Genomic DNA, 20,971 nt, shown 5'->3' with positions numbered 1-20,971 from the left:
GAAAAAACAAGCATTTAGACGATTTGTCTGACTCGTTTAGCGATGGTGTTTACAGCAAAGCCAGCACGTGAACTCAGCTCTTTAATCCGACTCTTCATCTGAGAGCTGCTAACATCAACGGGCCCGTTCGTCGCAAAAAGAACCCAGTTACCATCGCCCGTAGTACAACTAAAAAGAGTATCGAATCGTTCACGCAGCCTGTCTAAAATCTCCACTTCACGATGATCACTCCAACAGTTAAGCACCAACCAACCCTTTTGACTTAATCGTGCCACTGCCGCATCGATAAACACCGCTTCAACTTGAATCTCATTTAATCCCTCAGAGGTGTATAAATCCGCAGTGATCAGATCAAACTTACGTTTTACTGGTCTTTGCAGATATTCATAGGCATCAGACACCTCAATGTTGATTCGTTTAGACCGAGGCAGATAGAAGTACCTGTGAGCAACCTCAACCACCTCAGGACTGATCTCAACAATCTCCTGTTTCACATTTGGCAAAATGGAGTGAAGCGCCCCATTCAGAGAGCCAGCTCCCAAACCTAGCGAGAGAGCACGGTTAGGAGAAAGATATAGAAGAGGATAGATCATCGCCCTTATAAAGGCATATTGAGGCACTTCTGGAGACTGTTTAAGGATACAGCTCTGCTCATCGGTTTCACCAAAGCTCAAATAGCGACAGTTTCCATCATCCAAAACAATGACAGTGCCAAACTCATCATGGCCACGATAGATCTCTTTAGGCAGCATGACAACGATAGATCACGGTAGTACCTATGCCCAACTGACTGTCTAGCGTTAATTCAGCATTGTGTTGTCGTGCAATACCCTGCGCCAAACTCAACCCCAACCCTAATCCAGATCCAATAGATCGCGTGGTATAGAAGGGATCAAAGGCTCTCGCTCTCTGCTCATCACTAATGCCAACACCGCTGTCTTTAACCGATATCTCTATCTCACCACCCACTAAGCGACCTTGTATCCTGATCGTGCTCACCTCTTGAGACGCCAACACAGCATTCTCTATTACAGCGGCAAACATCTTCTCTAACTGTTTTGGATCGGCCACAACAAACAAGGCTTCAGGAAGCGACAATGTAGCTCCTTTAGGTAGAAGCTGAGTCAGCAAACTATTCAGATCAACAGACTGTCGCTGCAAACCCTGTTCGGAGTTGAATCTGAGCAACCCCTCGACTATCGATTGTATTCTGGTTACCCCCTGCAGTGACTCACGGGAAACCTCTTCGAGTTCATCAATCAATTCAGAGAAGTGGTGCCTGTTAAACCAATCTCTTAACTGAGGCAAGCTGGTCTCAGAGGAGTTAAGCAGCTCATTCAGTGTTGATAGTAGTGATGTTTGACTCGAAACATAATCCAAATTAGATCGCACAAACGCTAAGGGGTTATTGATCTCATGTGCCGCCCCGCTGGCTAGCTGTGCTACAGAGGAAAGCTTTTCAGCGGCAATGCGTTGCTCATTAATGGTTAGCAACTGCTGTCTAAGCAGAATATTTCGCTGCCCAACGGACAAGCGAGCCGCTAGCTCATCACGATTAATCGGTTTGGTTACGTAATCATCGGCCCCTGAAGAGAGACCATCAACAAGACTGGTTGTCTCGTCTCGACTGGTTACAAGAATGATGTGAATTGCTAGATGGGGATAAGCTAAGCGTATCTTTTCACAGAGGTCTGGGCCTGACAGACCTGGCATCTCCCAATCGAGTAGTAGTAGAGAGGGAGTGAGCCCATGTGATTGAATGTGCTCCCACAACTGGTCACCGGTTTCAAAAACACTAGGGTTATGGCCAATTTGTCTGGCTACAAATTCAAGCTGCGCCCTAAACGTTGGGCTGTCATCAGCAATCAGAAGCTGCATGTGAAATCTCAATAGAGGGGCCGAAGCCCCTTAGCGTTAAGGGCGTAAGTAAGCATAACCCTCTTTCTGAAGCTCCATCAAACGCACGACGCCAGAGGGTACTTTTTTGGCTTCACTCAGCAACACCAAATCCTTGCCAGCTTTCTTGCTCATTTTTGTATAAGTGTTATTACACGCCGAAAACTTGAAACTCTCATCCATACCTAGAGTTTCCAGACGCTCTTTTACCGGCGAATTTTCAAGATACATGTTTAAACCAGGGCCATAGGCAACCAGTTCAACAATCACATCATCACCTTTCGCTGAATAGTAAGCTTTAACATTTTGCGCATTGTTTAGTGCTAAGTTCATTACTTTAGGATCGTTTTCATCAACATGAATTGCGAGACGTTGAGTCTCAGCGAACGCTGAAGTTGAAACTAATGCTGCAGCGAGTAGAAGTGTTTTTTTCATGGTAAAACCCTGTTTTTTTAGTTATAAAAAAGCCCCGGCACTGCCGAGGCTTTCATTTTTAGAATCATAGGGTTAATTAGTCAAGCACTAGTCAATAACCCTAATGATTGAAGTGATGATATCGTGCTCATGGGCATCAACCTCTTCACGTTTAGCAACGTCATGAACTTTGACGATTGAGCCATCTCGACGTTTGATCTTGTAGGTCATGTCCCAGCCTTGCGTCTCACTGTCCTTGTAGTGATTAGCGACACGCTCCCTATCACCATGATCAACGATATCTAGGAAGGTTTCAGAATCTCTTAAGAGAACATCAGAGTTACGCATTGTGATCTGCTCTAAGCGCTGAGATACATGCAGGATCTTTGCAAAGCCTGGTGCTAGGATCATAACGCCTTCTGAAATAACTTTACCGACCTCATTTAACATGGCATCTACGAGAGAGGCATGATCAATCGATTCACTCAATTTGGTGGTTTCGGTAAAGGTCAGTACAGCACCCGAAATAATTCCTTGATCACGGCGATATGGGCTGATGTTCATAAGGTATTTTTCACCCTTACTTTCCAACTCCCGGCGCACAGGAGAGCCTGACTGGATGACATTATCCAGAAGCTTTTCAAAATCTGGAACATCAATGTGACGAGGCAGCTTAGTCAACTTATGGCCTACATCGTCCGGCAAAATACCGAAGAGACGAACCGCTTGCGGAGTGAATCGGGCGACACGATGATCAGTATCAACCACAATCAAACCCATATCCAATGAACGCTGAATATTCACTAAGGTTTCATTACTGTCAGTCAACAGAATCGATTTAGCCTGTAACTCGTCATTAACGGTAGTTAACTCTTCGTTGGTGGCTTGCAACTCCTCGTTAGTCGTTTCCAACTCCTCATTAGAAGCCTGCAGCTCCTCGGTCGACGCTTGCAACTCTTCATTTAGAGCCTGAAGCTCTTCATTTGAGGTTTCTAGCTCTTCAACAACAGCCTGAAGGTGATCGCGAGTACGTTGTAACTCCTCTTCTAACTCTTCAACCACTCCCGCATCCGCAGAAGCCTTAGGTGGATTATCGGTGCTGGCGGCAGGAGTCTCTACAATACGGTTGAAACTCATGAGGTAGGCCTGAGTTTCACTGATGTTATCAACCACGCGTTGAACCGAAATATTAACGGTAGAGGTAACATCATCAGGAAACTTAAATCGCACGATGTGATCAATTTTGTCCTGCTCGCCACGGGAGACCCTATTGATCAAAGCGCGAACCTCGGTCTGTATCTGAGGATGTGACAGACTGACTATGTCAAAGTTAGCTTTACCTGGATTGATTTTTAGGTAGGGAGAGATATCCCCAAAGTACTTAATTGGTTGGAACTGATCACTCAACTGGATACTAGGAGGGGCAAAACTGTCGATCAGTGCTGAAAAGACCTTCTCCTCTATCCGGTGAGCTGGCGTTGGATTATTGGTGTTTTTTAATGACTGAACCGTATTGTTAATACCTTTCACCAATGCACCAGAGAAGCGACCATAAGAGACGGCACCTGGTTTACGCTTGTAGAGCTTGTTCGATTTATCTACAAAATCGAACAGTTTGTCACCCGTTGAACCTATGGATTCAGACTTTCCTAAGAATAGGTAGCCACCAGGGTTAAGAGCGTAGTGGAAATTATTGACCAACTGATCCTGCAGAGGGTTATTCAAATAAATCATTAAGTTACGGCAACTTACAAGATTCATTCTGAGGAAAGAGGGGTCTTTTACTAGATCATGCCTAGCAAACATACACATGTCTCTAACCCACTTTTTAATCCGATACTTATTAGCCTCTAGATCAAAATAGGTACTTAACACTTCAGGTGTAAGGTTTTCTACCGCAGCATCGACATAGACACCCTGCCTAGCGACATCTAGATTGAGCTCGTTGATATCAGTAGCAAAGATTTTAACGTTAAATCCTCTTAGAGTTGCCCCTAGACGCTCCGCCAACATAATGGCGATGGTGTAGACCTCTTCACCGGTAGCACAAGCAGGAACCCAAATACGAATGGAACCACTCTGTTCTGCTTGTTTAATGATGTTATCAAGAACTTTACCAAGTGCTTCAAACGCCTCTTCATCACGAAAGAAGCTGGTGACAGAGATCAGAAAGCTACGCTGAACTACCTCCAACTCATCAGGGTCTTTGTCTACATGCGCAAAATAATCATCGATAGAGTTGAGCCTTAACGCTGAAGTTGGCGCTGAAGTTGGCGCTCAAGCGTTGCGCGTTTGTATTGACGGAAATCCAGGCCAGTCTCTGTCAAAATACGCTCAATAAGAGTGTCGACTGAGACAACCGTCTCTTCATCTTTACCAACAGACTTCAACACCTCAGGACGGTGGTGACTGTCGGATAGGTAATTAGCAATCTCTTCTGGGGAAAGGATTAGATCAGCCAAACGCGCACGGATCGCTGAATTTGGCATGCCATTGTACTTAGCCGTATCCGGTTGTTGAGCAATCGTAATACCACCTGCATCACGCACTTCACGGAATCCCTGCGTACCATCAGAGCCGGTACCCGAGAGAACCACGGCAATGGATCGGCTTCCGTAGTTGATAGCTAGCGATTTAAATAGCTTATCGATAGAGGGCTTAGCACCCACATCATCAGAAGGTAACGAGATATGTAATCGACCATCAACCACTGAGATATCGGTATTGGGAGTATTAACGTAGACAGTGCTGGGTTTAATCTCGACCCCATCTTCAGCGCCAACCACTTCGTAATCACAGTTTTTAGAGAGCAACTCAACCAACAGACTGCGATGCTGAGGCGCCATATGCTGGGCAATAACAAAGGCTAAATGTTATTGGGTTGGGAGCTTCTTAGAAGGGCTGTAATCGCCTCAAGGCCACCAGCAGATGCCCCCAAAGCTACAACAATTAAACCATCAGACAACTCGGCAGGTCGCCGAGAATCATTCACATTATCCAAAACAGACCTCTAGTATCAGTGTTTATAGATTCAGAATAGTTGAATCATGTAAAAAAGGGAAAGTTATAAAAAAATAATCTGCATCCATCACTTTACTACTTGCAGAATAAATTTCACACCATAAAATACGCAGCCAAATACGACCGTAGCTCAGTTGGTTAGAGCACTACCTTGACATGGTAGGGGTCGGCAGTTCGAATCTGCCCGGTCGTACCAGACATTAAGCCTCGCATCAGCGGGGCTTTTTTGTGCTCTTCTGTTGGAGTCTTATCGAAGATGAGACGATACCCTATCGCGGCCTTTTCAAGACCGCTCCAACTTATACCCCATACAAAAGTTGAATATTGTTATAGACTTAAACAATCATAATTGTAACAGCAGTTATTTCTAATACTTGGCCTAATCTATTGGCCTTAGCTTTATCACAATAATTAATACTATTTCGTACAGAGGAATTTAGAGTGTCAGTCATTCTTAAAGAGAAATTCGAAGGCCCATCAGCTTGGAAAGGCAAAGATATAAAAGATGATGGATCTTGGATCTACCACTGGTCCGATGAGTCAATCGCCATTCTTGAAAAAGGACTTGCCGCAGTCAAAGCGAAAGGCCTAACTACACCTAACTTCACTAAAGAAGATTTCCCGATCACCGAGCTTGCGGAAGAGATCAACTACTTCAATACCGAGCTTGAGGATGGCAAAGGCTTCATACTTATCCGCGGCCTACCTATTGAGCGTTACACTGACGAAGAGACCGCAATTATCTACTACGGCCTTGGCCTTCATATGGGTATCCCTGTATCACAGAACATCAAAGGCGATATGATCGGCCACGTGAAAGATATCGGTGCAAAAGATCCTAAATCGGTCCGTGTTTATGAAACCAATGAGTATCTACCCTACCACGCAGACCTCTCTGACGTTGTCGGACTATTAAGTCTTCGCAAAGCCAAATCCGGCGGCATGAGCAGCTTGTCTAGCGCCATTACTCTTTTCAATGAGATTCAAGAAAACCATACCGAGTACCTTGGCCTGTTGCACCGCCATTTCCTAATGGAGCACATCAATAATGGTGATGCCGGCCCGGTACCAATTTTCAGTTACTACAAAGGCAAACTGAGTGCGATGCATCTGCGCCAGTACATTGAAATTGCACAAGAGAAAGCTGGACTGCCACTGTCACCAGTAGAGGTAGAAGCCTTTGATCTGGTTGATTCGATCTTGAATGACCCCGATATCCGCTTGGATATGATGATGGAACCGGGTGATATTCAGTTTGCTAATAACTATACAATTTTCCACTCTCGTACTGGCTTTGAAGATTACGAAGAGGAAGATAAGAAGCGTCATCTCCTACGACTTTGGCTGAAGATGCCGAACGCACGAGAGTGTGCACCTGACTTCCCTGGTAAAGAGGGTATCGCTAAGCGATAGTCGGTCTCTGTGTTATAAAAACCTCGCTTTTGCGGGGTTTTTTATTGGTTGTTGGAGTCTTGTCGAAGATGAGATGATTAACCCATCGCGGCCTTTGCAAGACCGCTCCAACAGACCGATCCAATATTTTAGAGGCTAGTCTTGTCCGGTATCGATTGCCGAGTGCTTCAACTGCTCTAGCTGATCGCGCAACTGAGCCGCCTTCTCAAACTCCAAGTTCTTAGCGGCTTCATACATTTTATCTTCCAATGTCGACAACGCTTTAGAGAGCTCTTTAGGCGACATCGCTTTGGCAGAGAGTTGGTACTCTGGCGTTGGTTCAGCCGCTTTACGAGCTGACTGTTTACCCACCTTCTTACCAGGAATGGTTGCCCCTTCCATGATGTCAGCAACGGACTTCTGAATACCTTTTGGCGTAATGCCGTGCTCTTCGTTGAATGCGATCTGCTTTTCACGACGGCGTGCGGTTTCATCCATCGCGCGCTGCATAGATCCGGTAATTCGGTCGGCATAGAGAATCGCACGACCATTTACATTACGCGCGGCCCGCCCAATGGTCTGAATCATAGAGGTATCCGATCGTAAGAAGCCCTCTTTATCGGCATCAAGAATCGTCACTAGAGAGACCTCCGGCATGTCGATACCCTCACGCAGCAGGTTGATACCAACAAGTACATCAAACTCCCCTATTCGAAGATCTCGTATGATCTCAACACGCTCCACGGTATCGATATCAGAGTGTAAATAGCGCACTTTGACATCATGTTCCGCTAGATACTCTGTTAAATCCTCGGCCATCCGCTTAGTCAGCACAGTTACAATAACTCGCTCACCTTTAGCGACGGTTTTCCGTACCTCCCCAAGCAAGTCATCGACCTGCGTTTGAGCCGGCCTCACTTCAACCACTGGATCGACTAAGCCCGTCGGTCTAACCACCTGCTCAACAATCGCTTGAGCATTGGCCGCTTCATATTTACTGGGCGTGGCAGAGACAAAAATCATTTGGGGCGCTAGATGCTCCCACTCTTCAAACTTAAGCGGTCGGTTATCCAGCGCTGATGGTAAGCGGAAACCGTACTCAACCAGCGTCTCTTTTCGTGAACGGTCACCACGATACATGGCACCCAACTGCGGAACGGTGACATGAGACTCATCGATCACCAACAACGCATTATCTGGTAGGTATTCAAACAGGGTCGGTGGCGGTGCACCGGCAGGCTTCCCTGACAGGTAACGTGAGTAGTTCTCAATACCAGAGCAGTAACCTAGCTCGAGGATCATCTCAATATCATAGAGCGTGCGCTGCTCTAATCGCTGCGCCTCAACCAACTTTTTATTATCGCGCAGCTGTTTGAGTCTCTCTCTCAACTCCTCTTTTATGTGTTCGACCGCCTCAAGCAGTGTCTCGCGCGGAGTAACGTAGTGAGTTTTAGGATAGACCGTTGCACGCGGCACGCGACGCAATACTTCACCGGTTAAAGGATCAAACCAGGCTAGCTCCTCAATCTCATCGTCAAACAGCTCAATGCGAAGCGCATCACGATCCGATTCTGCTGGGTAGATATCGATCACATCACCCCGGACACGATAGGTACCACGGTGCAAATCAATATCGTTTCGTGTGTATTGGAGCTCCGCCAGTCGACGCAGTAACCCGCGCTGATCAATCCGATCGCCTCGGTCCAAATGGAGCATCATCGCCAAATAGGATTTAGGGTCACCCAAACCATAAATGGCTGAGACGGTGGCCACGATGATGGCATCGTCTCGCTCTAACAGAGCCTTAGTTGCAGAGAGTCGCATCTGCTCAATGTGATCGTTAACCGACGCGTCTTTCTCGATGAAGGTGTCCGACGATGGAACATAGGCTTCGGGCTGGTAGTAGTCGTAGTAGGAGACAAAATACTCTACTGAGTTGTTTGGAAAAAACTCCTTAAACTCACCGTACAGCTGGGCCGCTAGGGTTTTATTGTGTGCCAATATGATCGTAGGTCGTTGAACTTCAGCAATGACGTTGGCAACGGTAAAGGTCTTACCCGAACCGGTCACACCCAATAGAGTTTGCGACGCAAGACCGGACTCCAAACCATCCACTAAGCCAGCAATCGCCGTTGGCTGATCCCCTGCAGGTTCAAATTTGGATGAGACTTTAAACGGAGTTTTCATTCATCAGACCTAAAATATTAAAAAAACGCGGAGTTATAAGGGTTTCAGGGGATTATAACGGAACTCAAACTCCTATATAATGTGCAACGCTTTATAAAAGCCACACGAACATTTCGTTTTTTGAGGATATTTCGATTGGACGTTCGACTCTCTAACCGCGTCAACAACATTAAGCCGTCACCTACCCTGGCTGTCACTAACCGTGCTGCTGAGCTTCGTGCTGCTGGTCAAAACATTATTGGCCTAGGTGCAGGTGAACCTGACTTTGATACTCCTGAACACATCAAAGCCGCTGCTATTGAAGCCATTAACAAGGGTATGACCAAATACACCGCTGTCGATGGTACACCAGCGCTTAAAAAAGCGATTATTGAGAAGTTCTCAAAAGACAACGGTCTCTCTTACGAGCCAAACCAGATTCTAGTCTCATCAGGCGGTAAACAGAGCTTTTTCAACCTATCACTGGCACTGATCAATGAAGGTGATGAAGTGGTTATCCCAGCACCTTACTGGGTCTCTTACCCTGATATGGTTCTGGTCTCTGACGGTGTGCCGGTCATTGTTCCAACGACTCAGGAGCAGCGCTTTAAAATGACTGCTGAGCAGTTAAAAGCGGCTCTAACGGACAAGACTCGTCTTGTTGTTATTAACAGCCCTTCAAACCCAACAGGCGTTGCTTACACGCTTGATGAGCTGAAAGCACTTGCTGATGTTTTGAAAGAGCACCCAGAGGTTCTGATTGCGACGGATGATATGTATGAGCACATTCGTTTCAATGACCAACCCTTTGTGAACATTCTTAATGCAGCACCAGAGCTTTACGATCGTACCATCGTATTAAACGGTGTCTCTAAGGCCTACTCTATGACGGGCTGGCGTATCGGATATGCTGCAGGTCCCGCTAAACTCATCGGCGCGATGAAAAAGGTACAGTCTCAATCGACTTCAAACCCATGTTCAATTGCACAGGAAGCGGCTCGCGCTGCACTGGAAGGCGATCAGGGTTGTGTTGCTGAGATGGTTGTCGCTTTCAAAGAGCGCCATGAATTTGTCGTTTCAGAACTGAACAAAATCGAGGGTGTTGAGTGCATCCCTGCCGATGGCACTTTCTACGCCTTCCCAAGCTTCCAAGGTGTCATCGATGCTCGTTCAGATATCAACGATGATATTGAACTGGCTGAATACCTACTTCAGGAAGCCGGTGTCGCACTGGTACCTGGTTCTGCATTCGGCGCGCCGGGCAATATGCGTCTCTCCTTTGCAACTAGCAAAGAGATACTGGCCGATGCGATTGAGCGAATTGCGAAAGCACTCGCCTAAGCAGGTCTAACTGAACTACACTAAACCGGATCTCGTATCCGGTTTTTTTATTTACAGACCTTTGTTATTAATTTAGAAGTTGCTAATATAGCCTTCAATGACCATTTAACGAATTAAACAGGATCTTTTATGAACGCTCGCTTTACAAAGCAGTCACTTGCGATTTCGATTGCCACCCTGATTTCAGCGTCAACACAGGCTGGTGTTTTGACCGATCTTTACAACAGCGCCCTTAAAAATGACGCCTCTTACCAAGAGAGTCGAGCATTGGCTCTAGCGACAAATACCGATTACGATATAGCCTTGGCTGAGTTATATCCATCAGCCGCTATAGTTGGCACTTCTACTAAATCAGAACCATCTGGTACGACAACAAACGGTCTAGCTCTATCCATATCACAAGACCTCTTTAATATGAGTGCTTGGTATGGTTACAAAGCAGCAAAACAAATACCCGAGATCACGCAACTCTCTATAGAGGCTGCTGATCAGGGCTTGATGTTCCGCCTTGTCTCCACCTACCTTGGTGCTCTTAAAGCCAAAAACGGTTTAGAGGTTGCTGAAGCGCAGGAGCGAGCATTGAAACGCCGTCTAGATCAGGTGAACGCACAGTTCGAAGTGGGCTTGATTGCGATTACTGATGTGCTAGAAGCTCGCGCCTCTTACGATGATGCGCGCGCATCACTGTTTACAGCACAAAGTGGTGTTGAGAGCGCTCTCGATTCGCTAGAAAAAATGACGGGCGTTAGCAGTGTCGATCTTAAGAAGATTAAAGCGAGTTACCCTATCGAGGGCATTACTGAAGGGTCAGAATCAGAGTGGGTAGAGAAAGCGTTGGCGGGTAATATTGCACTTCGTCTGAAGAAGTTGTCTGAAGTTTCAGCCGGTTACAAAGCAGAAGCCTACGCATCTGCGCACTACCCTACAGTAGAACTTTCTCATAGCGCATTTAATGGTGAAAATGATTATGAACAGAGAAACGGTGATTCCTCTACTAGGCTAACCCTTACAATTCCAATCTTCTCTGGTTTCGCGACCACTGCGAACCAAGACAAGTACGCCTACAAACACACTGAAGCACTATTCGCTTACGAAGGTGAAGTTAAAACGGTTAAAGCCGATACTCGTAAATTACTGCGTGACATCGAAGCGAGCGTTAAAACCGTTGAGGCTCGCAAAGTCGCACTGGAATCTCGTGAAAAAGCTCTAGAAGCAACTTCACAAGGGTTTGAAGTCGGCACACGTAACATCGTTGATGTACTTAACGCTGAAACCGCACTCTACGCTGCTAAAACAGACTACGCAGAAGCGCGTATCGATCACATCGCGCTTGTCACAGAAATGAAATCTACTCTAGGTACACTAAGCCCTGCAGACATTGAGTCTCTTGATAGCTGGCTAGAAGGTTAAGTGTATGAATGGTGCTGTCCGTCAGTACCTGCTAATTACGGGTAATTACTGGGCGTTCACCCTCACGGATGGCGCCCTTCGTATGTTGGTCGTGCTCTATTTCCACCAACTCGGATACTCTCCACTTCAGATCGCCTTTCTATTCCTCTTTTACGAACTCTTTGGGGTCGTAACCAATCTAGTTGGTGGTTGGCTCGGAGCTCGTATTGGCCTGAATAGGACCATGAACATTGGGCTCGCCTTACAGATTGGCGCACTAGCCATGCTGGCAGTTCCTTCAGTCTATCTCACCATTCCCTGGGTGATGGCCGCCCAAGCGCTTTCCGGCATTGCTAAAGATCTGAATAAAATGAGTGCGAAAAGTGCCATCAAGCAACTGGTTCCTGAAAACGCCGAAAGTTCTCTATTTAAATGGGTCGCACTGCTTACAGGATCGAAAAACACGCTAAAAGGTGTGGGCTTCTTTATGAGTGGCGCCCTGCTGGTCTGGCTAGGGTTTCAAGGGGCGGTTACCGCGATGGCAGCGGTCTTACTGATTGTCTGGATCAGCTCTCTACTGCTGCTAAAAAAGGAGTTAGGTAAAGCGAGCTACAAACCTAAATTCAGAGAGATATTCTCTAAAAGTGACTCCGTTAATAGACTTTCTGCTGCCCGGTTCTTTCTATTCGGTGCACGGGATATCTGGTTTGTTATCGCGCTGCCCGTCTTTCTTGCTGATACGCTTAACTGGGGTGAAGAGGCAACCGGTGCGTTTATGGCGATGTGGATTATTGGCTACGGCATTATTCAAGCGTCATCGCCAAAACTGCTGAATAACAGAGAGCACCCACCCAGTCGTGACCGAGCCGTCACGCTAGCAGCCCTGTTAACCCTAGTTCCAACCGCGATTGCTGCTCTACTCTTCGCAGAGGTCGAGCCCACCTGGGTCATAATGGTGGGTTTAGCGCTGTTTGCGCTGATCTTTGCCCTCAACTCAGCCGTTCACAGCTATTTAATTGTTAGCTATGCCAAAGCAGACGGTGTCTCGTTAGATGTGGGGTTCTATTACATGGCTAATGCCATGGGGCGCTTGATCGGCACCCTGCTATCGGGTGCACTGTTTCAGTGGGCTGGATTGGGCGTTGCAGGGCTAGTCGCCTGCCTTGTCGGATCTGCGATTATGGTTTTAGCAGCGGCACTGCTCAGCCGAAAACTGCCAATCTAACCCAACCCTTTTAATGCAGTGTCGGTGGCTCTTCATCATCAACAAAGAGAGGCTGACCTTCTGAATCCATTCCGATGGCGCCCTTTTCAATGGCATGATCCACCATTTGAGCGACCATCATCTCAGTCAGGTGTGCACTAAGAATCATGCCAGCAGGTGGATCTTGATTGAACATCTCGGGATCCACCAATCCATCGTTTCGTAACCCTAACATTAAAGGGTTTTCGGCCAACAGTGGTGCCAAATCGTCTGGAGCAAAGACGGCATAGTCCGACGCAATTTTAAGACTGAGTTGATAGGCATCCATCGCCTCACGGCTCAGCGCACTTTCGAAGGCCGTTTCAGCCGCCGCGAACAGATCAGAGAGCTGACTTCGGCCAGTTTGCGGAACAAACTCTTTAGGTGTTTTCGTGTAATCGACACCTAAAACGGGTTTGCAGAGATCCAGTTCATGCGCATCAACCAACAGATCCCCATGCTCATCACGCTCTAACCAGTCGCGCTTGGTTGCAACCATCATTAGACCATCCATACCCGCCGCTACAAGATTGGCACTGATGATCGCTCCGATGGTCGGGTTTGCACCCTCCTCTTCACTCTCGATCAGATCACCGGCACGTGAAGCCAACAGGCGTGGCGCTGATAGAATGAGCTCTACTAACTCGTCAGCCGGTAAGGCTAAACGTCTATGAGCTAGCTGGTAAGCCGTTTTAAAAGGGTAGCTGTGGCCGTTAGCCTCCATCTCTTTGAGATAGGCTTCGCGAAGGTCATCAAGCAGTTCGGTCAGCTTGTCACTCATATCAGTGCAGATTGATACCAATGGGTTTAATGTCAGATTTAATCTGATCAAATTCAGATCTGAGCTGGGATAGCGGCGATAGTCCAAAATCACGTGGGCAGGCTGGAAGTTCATACCAATCCAAGGCCCAAATTCGCACCATGATCTCGTACTCACCAATCAGCGCATCCAGTAGAATCATGACTGCCTCAACTCGCGGATCCATATCGAGCACGGTCGGTGCATCTTCCATGTAGATGGCGAGCTCTAACTTGCCATTGATGGTACGCAGTGAATACCAGTAGTCGTTGATCTCACAGAGCTCTCCGCCCAGATCGACGGTGCGTGGCACAGGGTCATGACGCTCATTGAAAGCGCGTACTTGGAAGCCATTCAGCTTAGGCGCAGCACCGACCAGTGTTAACACACTGTGAATCGACTCTGGGTAGCCATCACAACCAAAGACCAACTGAACAGGACCATCCTCTTGATTACGCTCAAAATGGAACGTCAGGTTAGAGTCGATCTCTTTCAGGGTCGGTCTGTAATCCATAAGCACACGCTCACCCTGCTCAGCGAGTTGCTCGAGTGTGGCGTGTTGAAGGGCATCTAGGGTGATCGCAAGATCATCCCAAAAGGCTTTAATACTATCGACTTGTTCTTGCATATTAAGTGCGTGGTAATGTCACACCCGTTTGACCCTGGTATTTACCACCACGATCACCGTAGGAGACTTCACACACTTCATCACCGCCAATAAAGAGCATCTGAGCTACACCCTCGTTGGCATAGATCTTAGCGGGTAGCGGCGTGGTATTTGAGAACTCAAGTGTCACGTGTCCTTCCCACTCTGGTTCGAGCGGTGTGACGTTCACAATGATGCCACAACGTGCGTAAGTACTTTTACCCAAACAAATTGTCAGCACATCGCGTGGGATCTTGAAGTATTCAACAGTGCGAGCCAGTGCAAAGGAGTTTGGCGGGATGATACAGACATCCGACTTCACATTAACAAAACTCTCACTGTTGAAGTCTTTAGGGTCGACAACCGATGAGTTGATGTTGGTGAAGATTTTAAACTCGTCAGCACAACGAACATCGTAGCCGTAGCTAGACGTACCGTATGAGACGATCTTTTCACCATTCACTTCACGAACCTGACCCGGCTCAAACGGATCAATCATCTGTTGCTGTTCCGCCATGCGACGGATCCACTTATCGGCTTTGATACCCATTACTTATCACCTAAAAAGAAAACCGCGAAATAATAGCAAAAAAGGCTCCAGAAATAGAGCCTTTTCTTTACACATCAATCATCCATGATGTTGATGAAAGGCGCCTCAGCCTGTGTGTGATTGGCAAGCACTTCACTGACGGAAGCCGCAACCCTTTGATAGAGGCTGGCATACTCAGATTCAGGTTCGGCAATGACGATGGGTGTGCCCGAGTCGGCCTGCACGCGAATTGGCTTTGCCAAAGGTAACTGACCCAAGAGCTTGGTTTGATACTGCTCTGCCATCTTATCACCGCCACCTTCCCCAAAAATGGGGTCAACATGACCGCAGTTTGAACAGACGTGCACGCTCATGTTTTCAATGATGCCTAGCACTGGAATATCGACCTTACGGAACATCTCAATGCCCTTCTTGGCATCAAGCAGCGCAATATCCTGAGGCGTGGTTACGACGATGGCACCATCGACCGGTACCTTTTGCGACAGCGTCAATTGAATGTCACCTGTACCAGGCGGCATATCGATCAGCAGAAGATCCAAATCATCCCATTGTGTCTGCATCAACAGCTGCTGAAGCGCACTACTTACCATGGGACCACGCCACACCATAGGTGTATCTTCATCGATCAAATAACTGATCGACATAGTCTGAATGTCGTGCGCGACGACGGGAATAAAGTACTTCTCTTCAGCTGTTTTCGGGCGAGTACCTGCAGGTACACCAAACATCATTGCTTGGCTGGGACCGTAAATATCAGCATCCAACACGCCGACACGAAGACCCTGTACAGATAGAGCAGCTGCCAGGTTAGCTGTGACCGTCGACTTACCCACTCCGCCTTTACCAGAGGAGATCGCGACAATTTTTTTAACACCCGCAAGATTTTCAAGTTTCTGAGACACGGTACCACCCAAACATAATAACCAAGTAATTTAGTAGGATTATTTCAAAAAGAGGATCGATTAACTAGACCTTCTTAGTAAGGTATACGCCACATTCGACATGATGGGTGTATGGGAACTGATCAAACAGAGCAAAACGCTGCACGTCGTGAGTCTGAGACAGTATCTCTAAATTCTCTTTTAAGGTTTCAGGGTTACAGGAGATATAGACAATCGCCGGGTAGGTCTGCACTTGCTTAACGGTCTCTGCATCTAAACCTGCACGAGGCGGATCAACCAGTACGGTTTGAAAATCAAAGCTGGTCAGATCCAACCCTTCGGTTCTACGAGAAGTACGAGTGCCTTGAAGTACCTCAGTAAACTCTTCTGAAGAGAGGCGCAAAATAGAGACGTTCTCAACACCATTTACCTCAATGTTGTACTGCGCACTGCGTACCGACTCTTTAGAGATCTCAGTACCGACAACTCGATCGAAGTTCTGCGCTAGCGGCAGACTGAAGTTACCGTTACCACAGTAGAACTCCACCAGGTCGCCCCTAGCATCTTGAGTTGCATCCAACGCCCACTCGATCATCTGTTCACACACCTTAGCGTTGGGTTGGGTGAAACTGTTTTCGGTCTGTTTGTAGGTGAAGGGCTGACCATTGATCTGAATCGTTTCAATAACAAAATCACGATCCAACACAATCTTGTTTTTACGTGAACGGCCTACAATATCAATGCCAAACTCTTCACGAAGGGGTTTTGCCGCCTCAATCCACTCTTCTCCGATCGCGCGGTGGTAGAGCATGCTGACCAACAGCTCCCCTTTTAAGGTCGCTAGGAAATCTATTTGAAATAGACGTTTACGCAGCTCAACGTCACCTTTTAAACGCTCGAGAAAATCGAACATCATCGATTCAATGCGCGTATCGACCATTTTGCATTCTGTCACCTTGACCGGTTTGCGCTTATCTCCCGGTTCAAACATCACGTAGTCGATCTCATCACCATCATGCCAAACTCGAAACTCTGCTCGCATACGGTAGTTCTCTGGTGGGGAGCGAAACAGCTCGAGCTCGGGAAGATCAAACTCTGAGAATAACTGCTGCATTGTTTCTGCTTTTTCAGCAAGTTGCTGTTCGTAGAGGGCAGGATCAATAACCGGTAAAGATGACATGCAATGGGTGCCTTTAAACGTCTAAAAAGAGTAATTGGGGCGCAGTGTAACAGTGCATTGAGTAGTGACCAAACCTGAGACCTTTAATCAATCGAAGTAAACGCGTAAAATCGACGCTCAATTTTTTCGTAGTAGATAGTGATTAACCTAGATGACTGATTCTAATCGCAAGATTCTTGTTACCAGTGCCCTGCCTTACGCTAATGGACCTATTCACCTGGGCCACCTAGTTGAATACATCCAAACCGATATTTGGGTTCGCTTCCAAAAGCAGCGCGGCCATCAATGTACATACGTCTGTGCAGATGATGCTCACGGTACACCGATCATGCTGAAAGCGGATCAGATGGGTATCTCACCTCAAGCATTGATCGACAAAGTCAGTGAAGAGCACCAGCGTGACTTCTCAGGTTTTTTGGTCAACTTCGACAACTACTACTCGACGCACTCGGAAGAGAACAAGCAGTTTGCTGAACTGATCTACACGCGTTTACGAGATAAAGGTCACATTGCTCGTCGCACCATCACTCAAGCGTACGATCCTGAAAAGGAGATGTTCCTTCCGGATCGTTTCATCAAAGGTGACTGTCCAAAATGTGGTGCGGAAGATCAGTACGGCGACTCGTGTGAAAAGTGTGGTGCAACCTATGCCCCGACTGAACTGAAAAATGCCTACTCTGCTGTATCAGGTGCAAAACCGATCGAGAAAGAGTCTGAGCACTACTTCTTTAAGCTTGAAGATTTCGAATCCTTCCTTAAAGGCTGGGTAGACACACACGTTCAGGATCAGATGAAACACAAGCTGAATGAGTGGTTCGAATCCGGTCTTCAACAGTGGGATATCTCACGTGATGCGCCCTACTGGGGATTTGAGATTCCTGACGCCCCTGGCAAATACTTCTACGTTTGGTTGGACGCTCCCATCGGCTACATGGCTAGCTTTAAAAATTGGGCGGATAAAAATGGCGTCGATTTCAATGAGTACTGGTCAGAAGATAGCAGCGCTGAACTCTATCACTTCATCGGTAAAGACATCGCCTACTTCCACACCCTATTCTGGCCTGCTGAACTGCATGGTGCAGGATTTAGAACACCAACAGGGGTTTTCTGTCACGGTTTCCTAACAGTCGATGGACAGAAGATGTCTAAGTCTCGTGGCACCTTTATTATGGCCGAGACCTACCTGAAACACCTACGTCCAGAGTATCTACGCTACTACTTTGCAGCGAAACTGGGCTCAGGTATTGATGACATCGACTTAAGCTTAGAGGACTTCCGTCTTCGTGTTAACGCCGATCTAGTTAACAAAGTCATCAACATTGCGAGCCGTTGTGCAGGATTTATCACTAAGAAGTTTGATGGCCAACTGGATAGCACACTGGCTCAACCAGAGCTCTATAACGAAGCAGTTGCCGCTGGTGATTCGATTGCAAATGCTTATGAAAAGCGCGAGTACGCCAAAGCGATGCGCGAAATCATGGCATTAGCCGATAAAGCCAACCAGTATATTGATGCAGCTGAGCCTTGGGTATTGGCTAAGCAGGAAGGTAAAGAGGCTGAGGTTCAAGCCTGCTGTACCATGGGCATTAACCTATTCCGAGTGATCATTAGTTACTTAACTCCAGTTCTTCCAGAGGTATCTGAACAAGCTAAAGGCTTCCTTAATATTGAAAGCTTTGCTTGGGATGAGATTAAAACACCTCTACTGGACCAAAAGATCAACAAGTTCAAGCCGCTTATGCAGCGTGTAGAGCCTGAAAAGATCGAGGCGGTCATCGAAGATTCAAAACAGAATCTACAAGCCGCTGCGCCTGTTAAAAAGGCTGAGCCTAGTAAAGAGCCCATTGCTGAGACCATCGAATTTCCAGACTTTGCCAAAGTCGATCTTCGTGTCGCTCGCATCGCTAAAGCTGAGCATGTTGAAGGTGCTGACAAACTCCTTCGATTGACGCTTGATCTAGGCGATGAGACACGCAATGTCTTTGCAGGTATCAAATCGGCCTATGCTCCAGAAGACTTGGAAGGCAAACTGACCGTTATGGTCGCTAACCTTGCACCGCGTAAGATGAAGTTTGGAATGTCTGAGGGGATGGTACTAGCGGCTGGACCTGGCGGTAAGGATCTTTGGATATTAGAACCCCATGCCGGCGCTCAGCCAGGAATGCGCATCATGTAAGCCCTGTTTTCGAACAGTGCGTCTATTTAAAAGGAGCTTCGGCTCCTTTTTTATTACCTCTTGTTGATCAATTCACATCCCAATAAGAAGAGAATTAAGCTAAATCTTAAGCATCCTGAAAAATTTTAATAATCCGTATAAGTTAATTCAGTTTGGTTATTAATAACTTTCGTAGTAGATTATAAAGATTAGTTTTAGGTTAATTCTATTAAGTTATGAATTGACCGTATTATATAGGCTTAGATTCTATGCTGAGCCAGGGTTATCAACAGCCATCCTCGGGTGGATACTATAAGAGAGGTGAAATCGATGAGAATCGGTGTACCCCGCGAGAACGAAGAAGGCGAAAAACGCGTCGCCCTCACTCCAGACGTTGCAGTTAAAATGCAAAAGCTGGGTTTCGACATCTCGATGGAAAGCGGTGCTGGCGCAGATGCTAGCTATGCTGACGAAGAGTATGAGAAAGCTGGTGTAGAGATCATTAAAGATCCTAAAGAGCTATGGGGTAATTCAGACATTATCCTGAAGGTTCGCCCACCTAAAGCCCACCCTGAACTTGGTTTCAATGGCGTTGAGTTGATGAAGAAGGATCAAACCATCATCAGCTTCCTATACCCAGCGATGAACCCTGAGATGCTCAAAGAGATGGCTGATCATGGTATCAATGCACTGGCTATGGACTCTGTTCCACGTATTTCACGTGCACAGAAGATGGACGCCCTATCTTCAATGGCTAACATCGCGGGTTACCGTGCCGTTGTTGAAGCAGCGCAGCATTTTGGTCGCTTCTTCACTGGTCAGATCACCGCAGCAGGTCGAATCAACCCAGCTAAAGTACTGGTTATCGGTGCCGGTGTTGCTGGTCTTGCCGCTATCGGTGCTGCGAAAGGCATGGGTGCCATTGTTCGTGCATTTGATACTCGCCCTGAGGTTAAAGAGCAAGTTGAGTCGATGGATGCTGAATTCCTGATGCTCGATTTCGAAGATGACGAAGATGGCAGCGGTTCTGGCGGTTACGCTAAGACCATGAGCCCTGAGTTCATCAAAGCAGAGATGGATCTATTCGCGGCTCAGGCTGCAGAAGTGGATATCATTATCACTACCGCACTGATCCCTGGCAAAGAGGCACCTGAGCTGATCACTGAGCGTATGGTCGCTAACATGAAGCCAGGCTCTGTCATTGTTGACCTTGCAGCGGAAGCGGGTGGTAACTGTAAACTTACCGTCGCTAACGAAGTGGTTAAGAAGCACGATGTCACTATCATCGGCTACACCAACCTACCGAGCCGTCTTGCAGCGCAATCCTCTCAGCTCTATGCAACTAACATGTTGAACCTGTTGACTGAACTTTGCCCAGAGAAAAACGGCGAAATCGACATCAACATGGAAGACGAAGTGATTCGTGGTGCGACGGTTGTCAAAGAGGGCAACATCACTTGGCCACCACCAGCGCCTCGTATCTCGCTTGCACCTAAAGAGGACGTCGGCCTTAAAGCGAAGCAAGAGCTTGAGCCAGAGGTTGAAAAACCGGCTCACCCACTTGCGTTCCTGATCCCTCTACTGATCGCCGGTGGCGCTCTATTTGGATTGGGTTCTGTTGCTCCACCTGAGTTCATTGGCCACCTAACCGTATTCGTATTGTCATGTTTTATCGGATACATGGTTATCTGGGGCGTATCGCACTCACTGCACACACCATTGATGTCTGTCACCAACGCAATCAGTTCCATTATTGTGATTGGCGCTTTAATTCAGATCTCAAGTGACAATCCAGTGGTGATGGCGCTTGCCGGATTGGCTGTGTTCATTACCAGCATCAACATTGTGGGCGGTTTCGCCGTAACACAACGCATGCTTCGCATGTTTAGGAAGTAAGG

17 protein-coding genes and 1 tRNA gene are annotated in these 20,971 nt (G+C 47.1%); 7 read left to right on the top strand and 11 right to left on the bottom strand.

Going from position 1 to position 20,971, the window contains the following annotated elements:
* Positions 1 to 14: 14 nt before the first annotated feature.
* From XMG48_RS04585 to XMG48_RS04565, 5 genes are all read right to left on the bottom strand, one after another.
* Positions 15 to 752, bottom strand: a complete 738-nt coding sequence (locus XMG48_RS04585) for a spermidine synthase (protein ID WP_173480887.1) — start codon at positions 750 to 752, stop codon at positions 15 to 17.
* Positions 742 to 1,878 carry a sensor histidine kinase gene (locus XMG48_RS04580; protein ID WP_173480886.1) on the bottom strand — a complete coding sequence of 379 codons (1,137 nt, stop codon included), beginning with the start codon at positions 1,876 to 1,878 and terminating at the stop codon, positions 742 to 744. Before XMG48_RS04580 ends, XMG48_RS04585 begins: the two co-directional genes overlap by 11 nt.
* Positions 1,879 to 1,914: 36 nt before the next feature.
* The gene (locus tag XMG48_RS04575; protein ID WP_173480885.1) at positions 1,915 to 2,331 is read right to left on the bottom strand and encodes a DsrE family protein; all 417 of its coding nucleotides are present in this window, start codon (positions 2,329 to 2,331) and stop codon (positions 1,915 to 1,917) included.
* 87 nt (positions 2,332 to 2,418) lie between these two features.
* Positions 2,419 to 4,503, bottom strand: a complete 2,085-nt coding sequence (locus tag XMG48_RS04570) for a CheR family methyltransferase (RefSeq protein ID WP_173480884.1) — start codon at positions 4,501 to 4,503, stop codon at positions 2,419 to 2,421.
* A gap of 53 nt (positions 4,504 to 4,556) precedes the next feature.
* Positions 4,557 to 5,168: a chemotaxis protein CheB gene (locus tag XMG48_RS04565; RefSeq protein WP_371731439.1), complete on the bottom strand. Its 612-nt coding sequence runs from the start codon at positions 5,166 to 5,168 to the stop codon at positions 4,557 to 4,559.
* Between the two features lie 282 nt (positions 5,169 to 5,450).
* On the opposite strand from XMG48_RS04565, the gene XMG48_RS04560 reads away from it, so the two are divergent.
* Together XMG48_RS04560 and XMG48_RS04555 are read left to right on the top strand one after the other, a co-directional pair.
* A tRNA-Val gene (locus tag XMG48_RS04560) sits at positions 5,451 to 5,527 on the top strand.
* Between the two features lie 245 nt (positions 5,528 to 5,772).
* Positions 5,773 to 6,744, top strand: a complete 972-nt coding sequence (locus XMG48_RS04555) for a TauD/TfdA family dioxygenase (protein ID WP_173480883.1) — start codon at positions 5,773 to 5,775, stop codon at positions 6,742 to 6,744.
* 135 nt (positions 6,745 to 6,879) lie between these two features.
* Here the strand turns inward: XMG48_RS04555 and uvrB are convergent, their stop codons facing one another.
* Positions 6,880 to 8,910, bottom strand: coding sequence for an excinuclease ABC subunit UvrB (gene uvrB, locus XMG48_RS04550; protein ID WP_173480882.1), 2,031 nt, complete (start codon positions 8,908 to 8,910; stop codon positions 6,880 to 6,882).
* A 135-nt stretch (positions 8,911 to 9,045) separates the two neighbouring features.
* On the opposite strand from uvrB, the gene XMG48_RS04545 reads away from it, so the two are divergent.
* From XMG48_RS04545 to arsJ, 3 genes are all read left to right on the top strand, one after another.
* Entirely contained in the window at positions 9,046 to 10,230 is a 1,185-nt protein-coding gene (locus tag XMG48_RS04545) for a pyridoxal phosphate-dependent aminotransferase (protein ID WP_173480881.1), read from the top strand.
* 129 nt (positions 10,231 to 10,359) lie between these two features.
* Positions 10,360 to 11,640 carry a TolC family outer membrane protein gene (locus XMG48_RS04540; protein WP_173480880.1) on the top strand — a complete coding sequence of 427 codons (1,281 nt, stop codon included), beginning with the start codon at positions 10,360 to 10,362 and terminating at the stop codon, positions 11,638 to 11,640.
* Positions 11,641 to 11,644: 4 nt separating this feature from the next.
* Positions 11,645 to 12,844 carry an organoarsenical effux MFS transporter ArsJ gene (gene arsJ / locus XMG48_RS04535; RefSeq protein ID WP_173480879.1) on the top strand — a complete coding sequence of 400 codons (1,200 nt, stop codon included), beginning with the start codon at positions 11,645 to 11,647 and terminating at the stop codon, positions 12,842 to 12,844.
* A 10-nt stretch (positions 12,845 to 12,854) separates the two neighbouring features.
* On the opposite strand, the gene XMG48_RS04530 is transcribed toward arsJ, so the two are convergent.
* From XMG48_RS04530 to trmA, 5 genes are all read right to left on the bottom strand, one after another.
* Positions 12,855 to 13,643 (bottom strand): hypothetical protein, encoded by a 789-nt coding sequence (locus tag XMG48_RS04530; RefSeq protein ID WP_173480878.1) that lies wholly within the window; start codon positions 13,641 to 13,643, stop codon positions 12,855 to 12,857.
* Between the two features lies 1 nt (position 13,644).
* Positions 13,645 to 14,289: a hypothetical protein gene (locus XMG48_RS04525; protein WP_173480877.1), complete on the bottom strand. Its 645-nt coding sequence runs from the start codon at positions 14,287 to 14,289 to the stop codon at positions 13,645 to 13,647.
* A gap of 1 nt (position 14,290) precedes the next feature.
* Positions 14,291 to 14,857 carry a dCTP deaminase gene (dcd, locus tag XMG48_RS04520; RefSeq protein ID WP_173480876.1) on the bottom strand — a complete coding sequence of 189 codons (567 nt, stop codon included), beginning with the start codon at positions 14,855 to 14,857 and terminating at the stop codon, positions 14,291 to 14,293.
* A 74-nt stretch (positions 14,858 to 14,931) separates the two neighbouring features.
* The gene (gene apbC, locus XMG48_RS04515; protein WP_371731433.1) at positions 14,932 to 15,759 is read right to left on the bottom strand and encodes an iron-sulfur cluster carrier protein ApbC; all 828 of its coding nucleotides are present in this window, start codon (positions 15,757 to 15,759) and stop codon (positions 14,932 to 14,934) included.
* Positions 15,760 to 15,823: 64 nt separating this feature from the next.
* Positions 15,824 to 16,918, bottom strand: coding sequence for a tRNA (uridine(54)-C5)-methyltransferase TrmA (gene trmA, locus XMG48_RS04510; RefSeq protein ID WP_173480875.1), 1,095 nt, complete (start codon positions 16,916 to 16,918; stop codon positions 15,824 to 15,826).
* A gap of 151 nt (positions 16,919 to 17,069) precedes the next feature.
* Between trmA and metG the strand changes: the two genes are divergently transcribed.
* Both metG and XMG48_RS04500 read left to right on the top strand, forming a co-directional pair.
* Positions 17,070 to 19,094, top strand: a complete 2,025-nt coding sequence (gene metG, locus XMG48_RS04505; protein WP_173480874.1) for a methionine--tRNA ligase — start codon at positions 17,070 to 17,072, stop codon at positions 19,092 to 19,094.
* A 309-nt stretch (positions 19,095 to 19,403) separates the two neighbouring features.
* Positions 19,404 to 20,969 (top strand): Re/Si-specific NAD(P)(+) transhydrogenase subunit alpha, encoded by a 1,566-nt coding sequence (locus tag XMG48_RS04500; RefSeq protein WP_173480873.1) that lies wholly within the window; start codon positions 19,404 to 19,406, stop codon positions 20,967 to 20,969.
* Positions 20,970 to 20,971: the final 2 nt, after the last annotated feature.

This window comes from Marinobacterium sp. xm-g-48 (genome assembly GCF_013282925.1).
Lineage (GTDB): Bacteria > Pseudomonadota > Gammaproteobacteria > Pseudomonadales > Balneatricaceae > Marinobacterium_E.
Note: the sequence above shows the minus strand (reverse complement) of the source record. Positions and strands in the feature narration are given on the sequence as shown.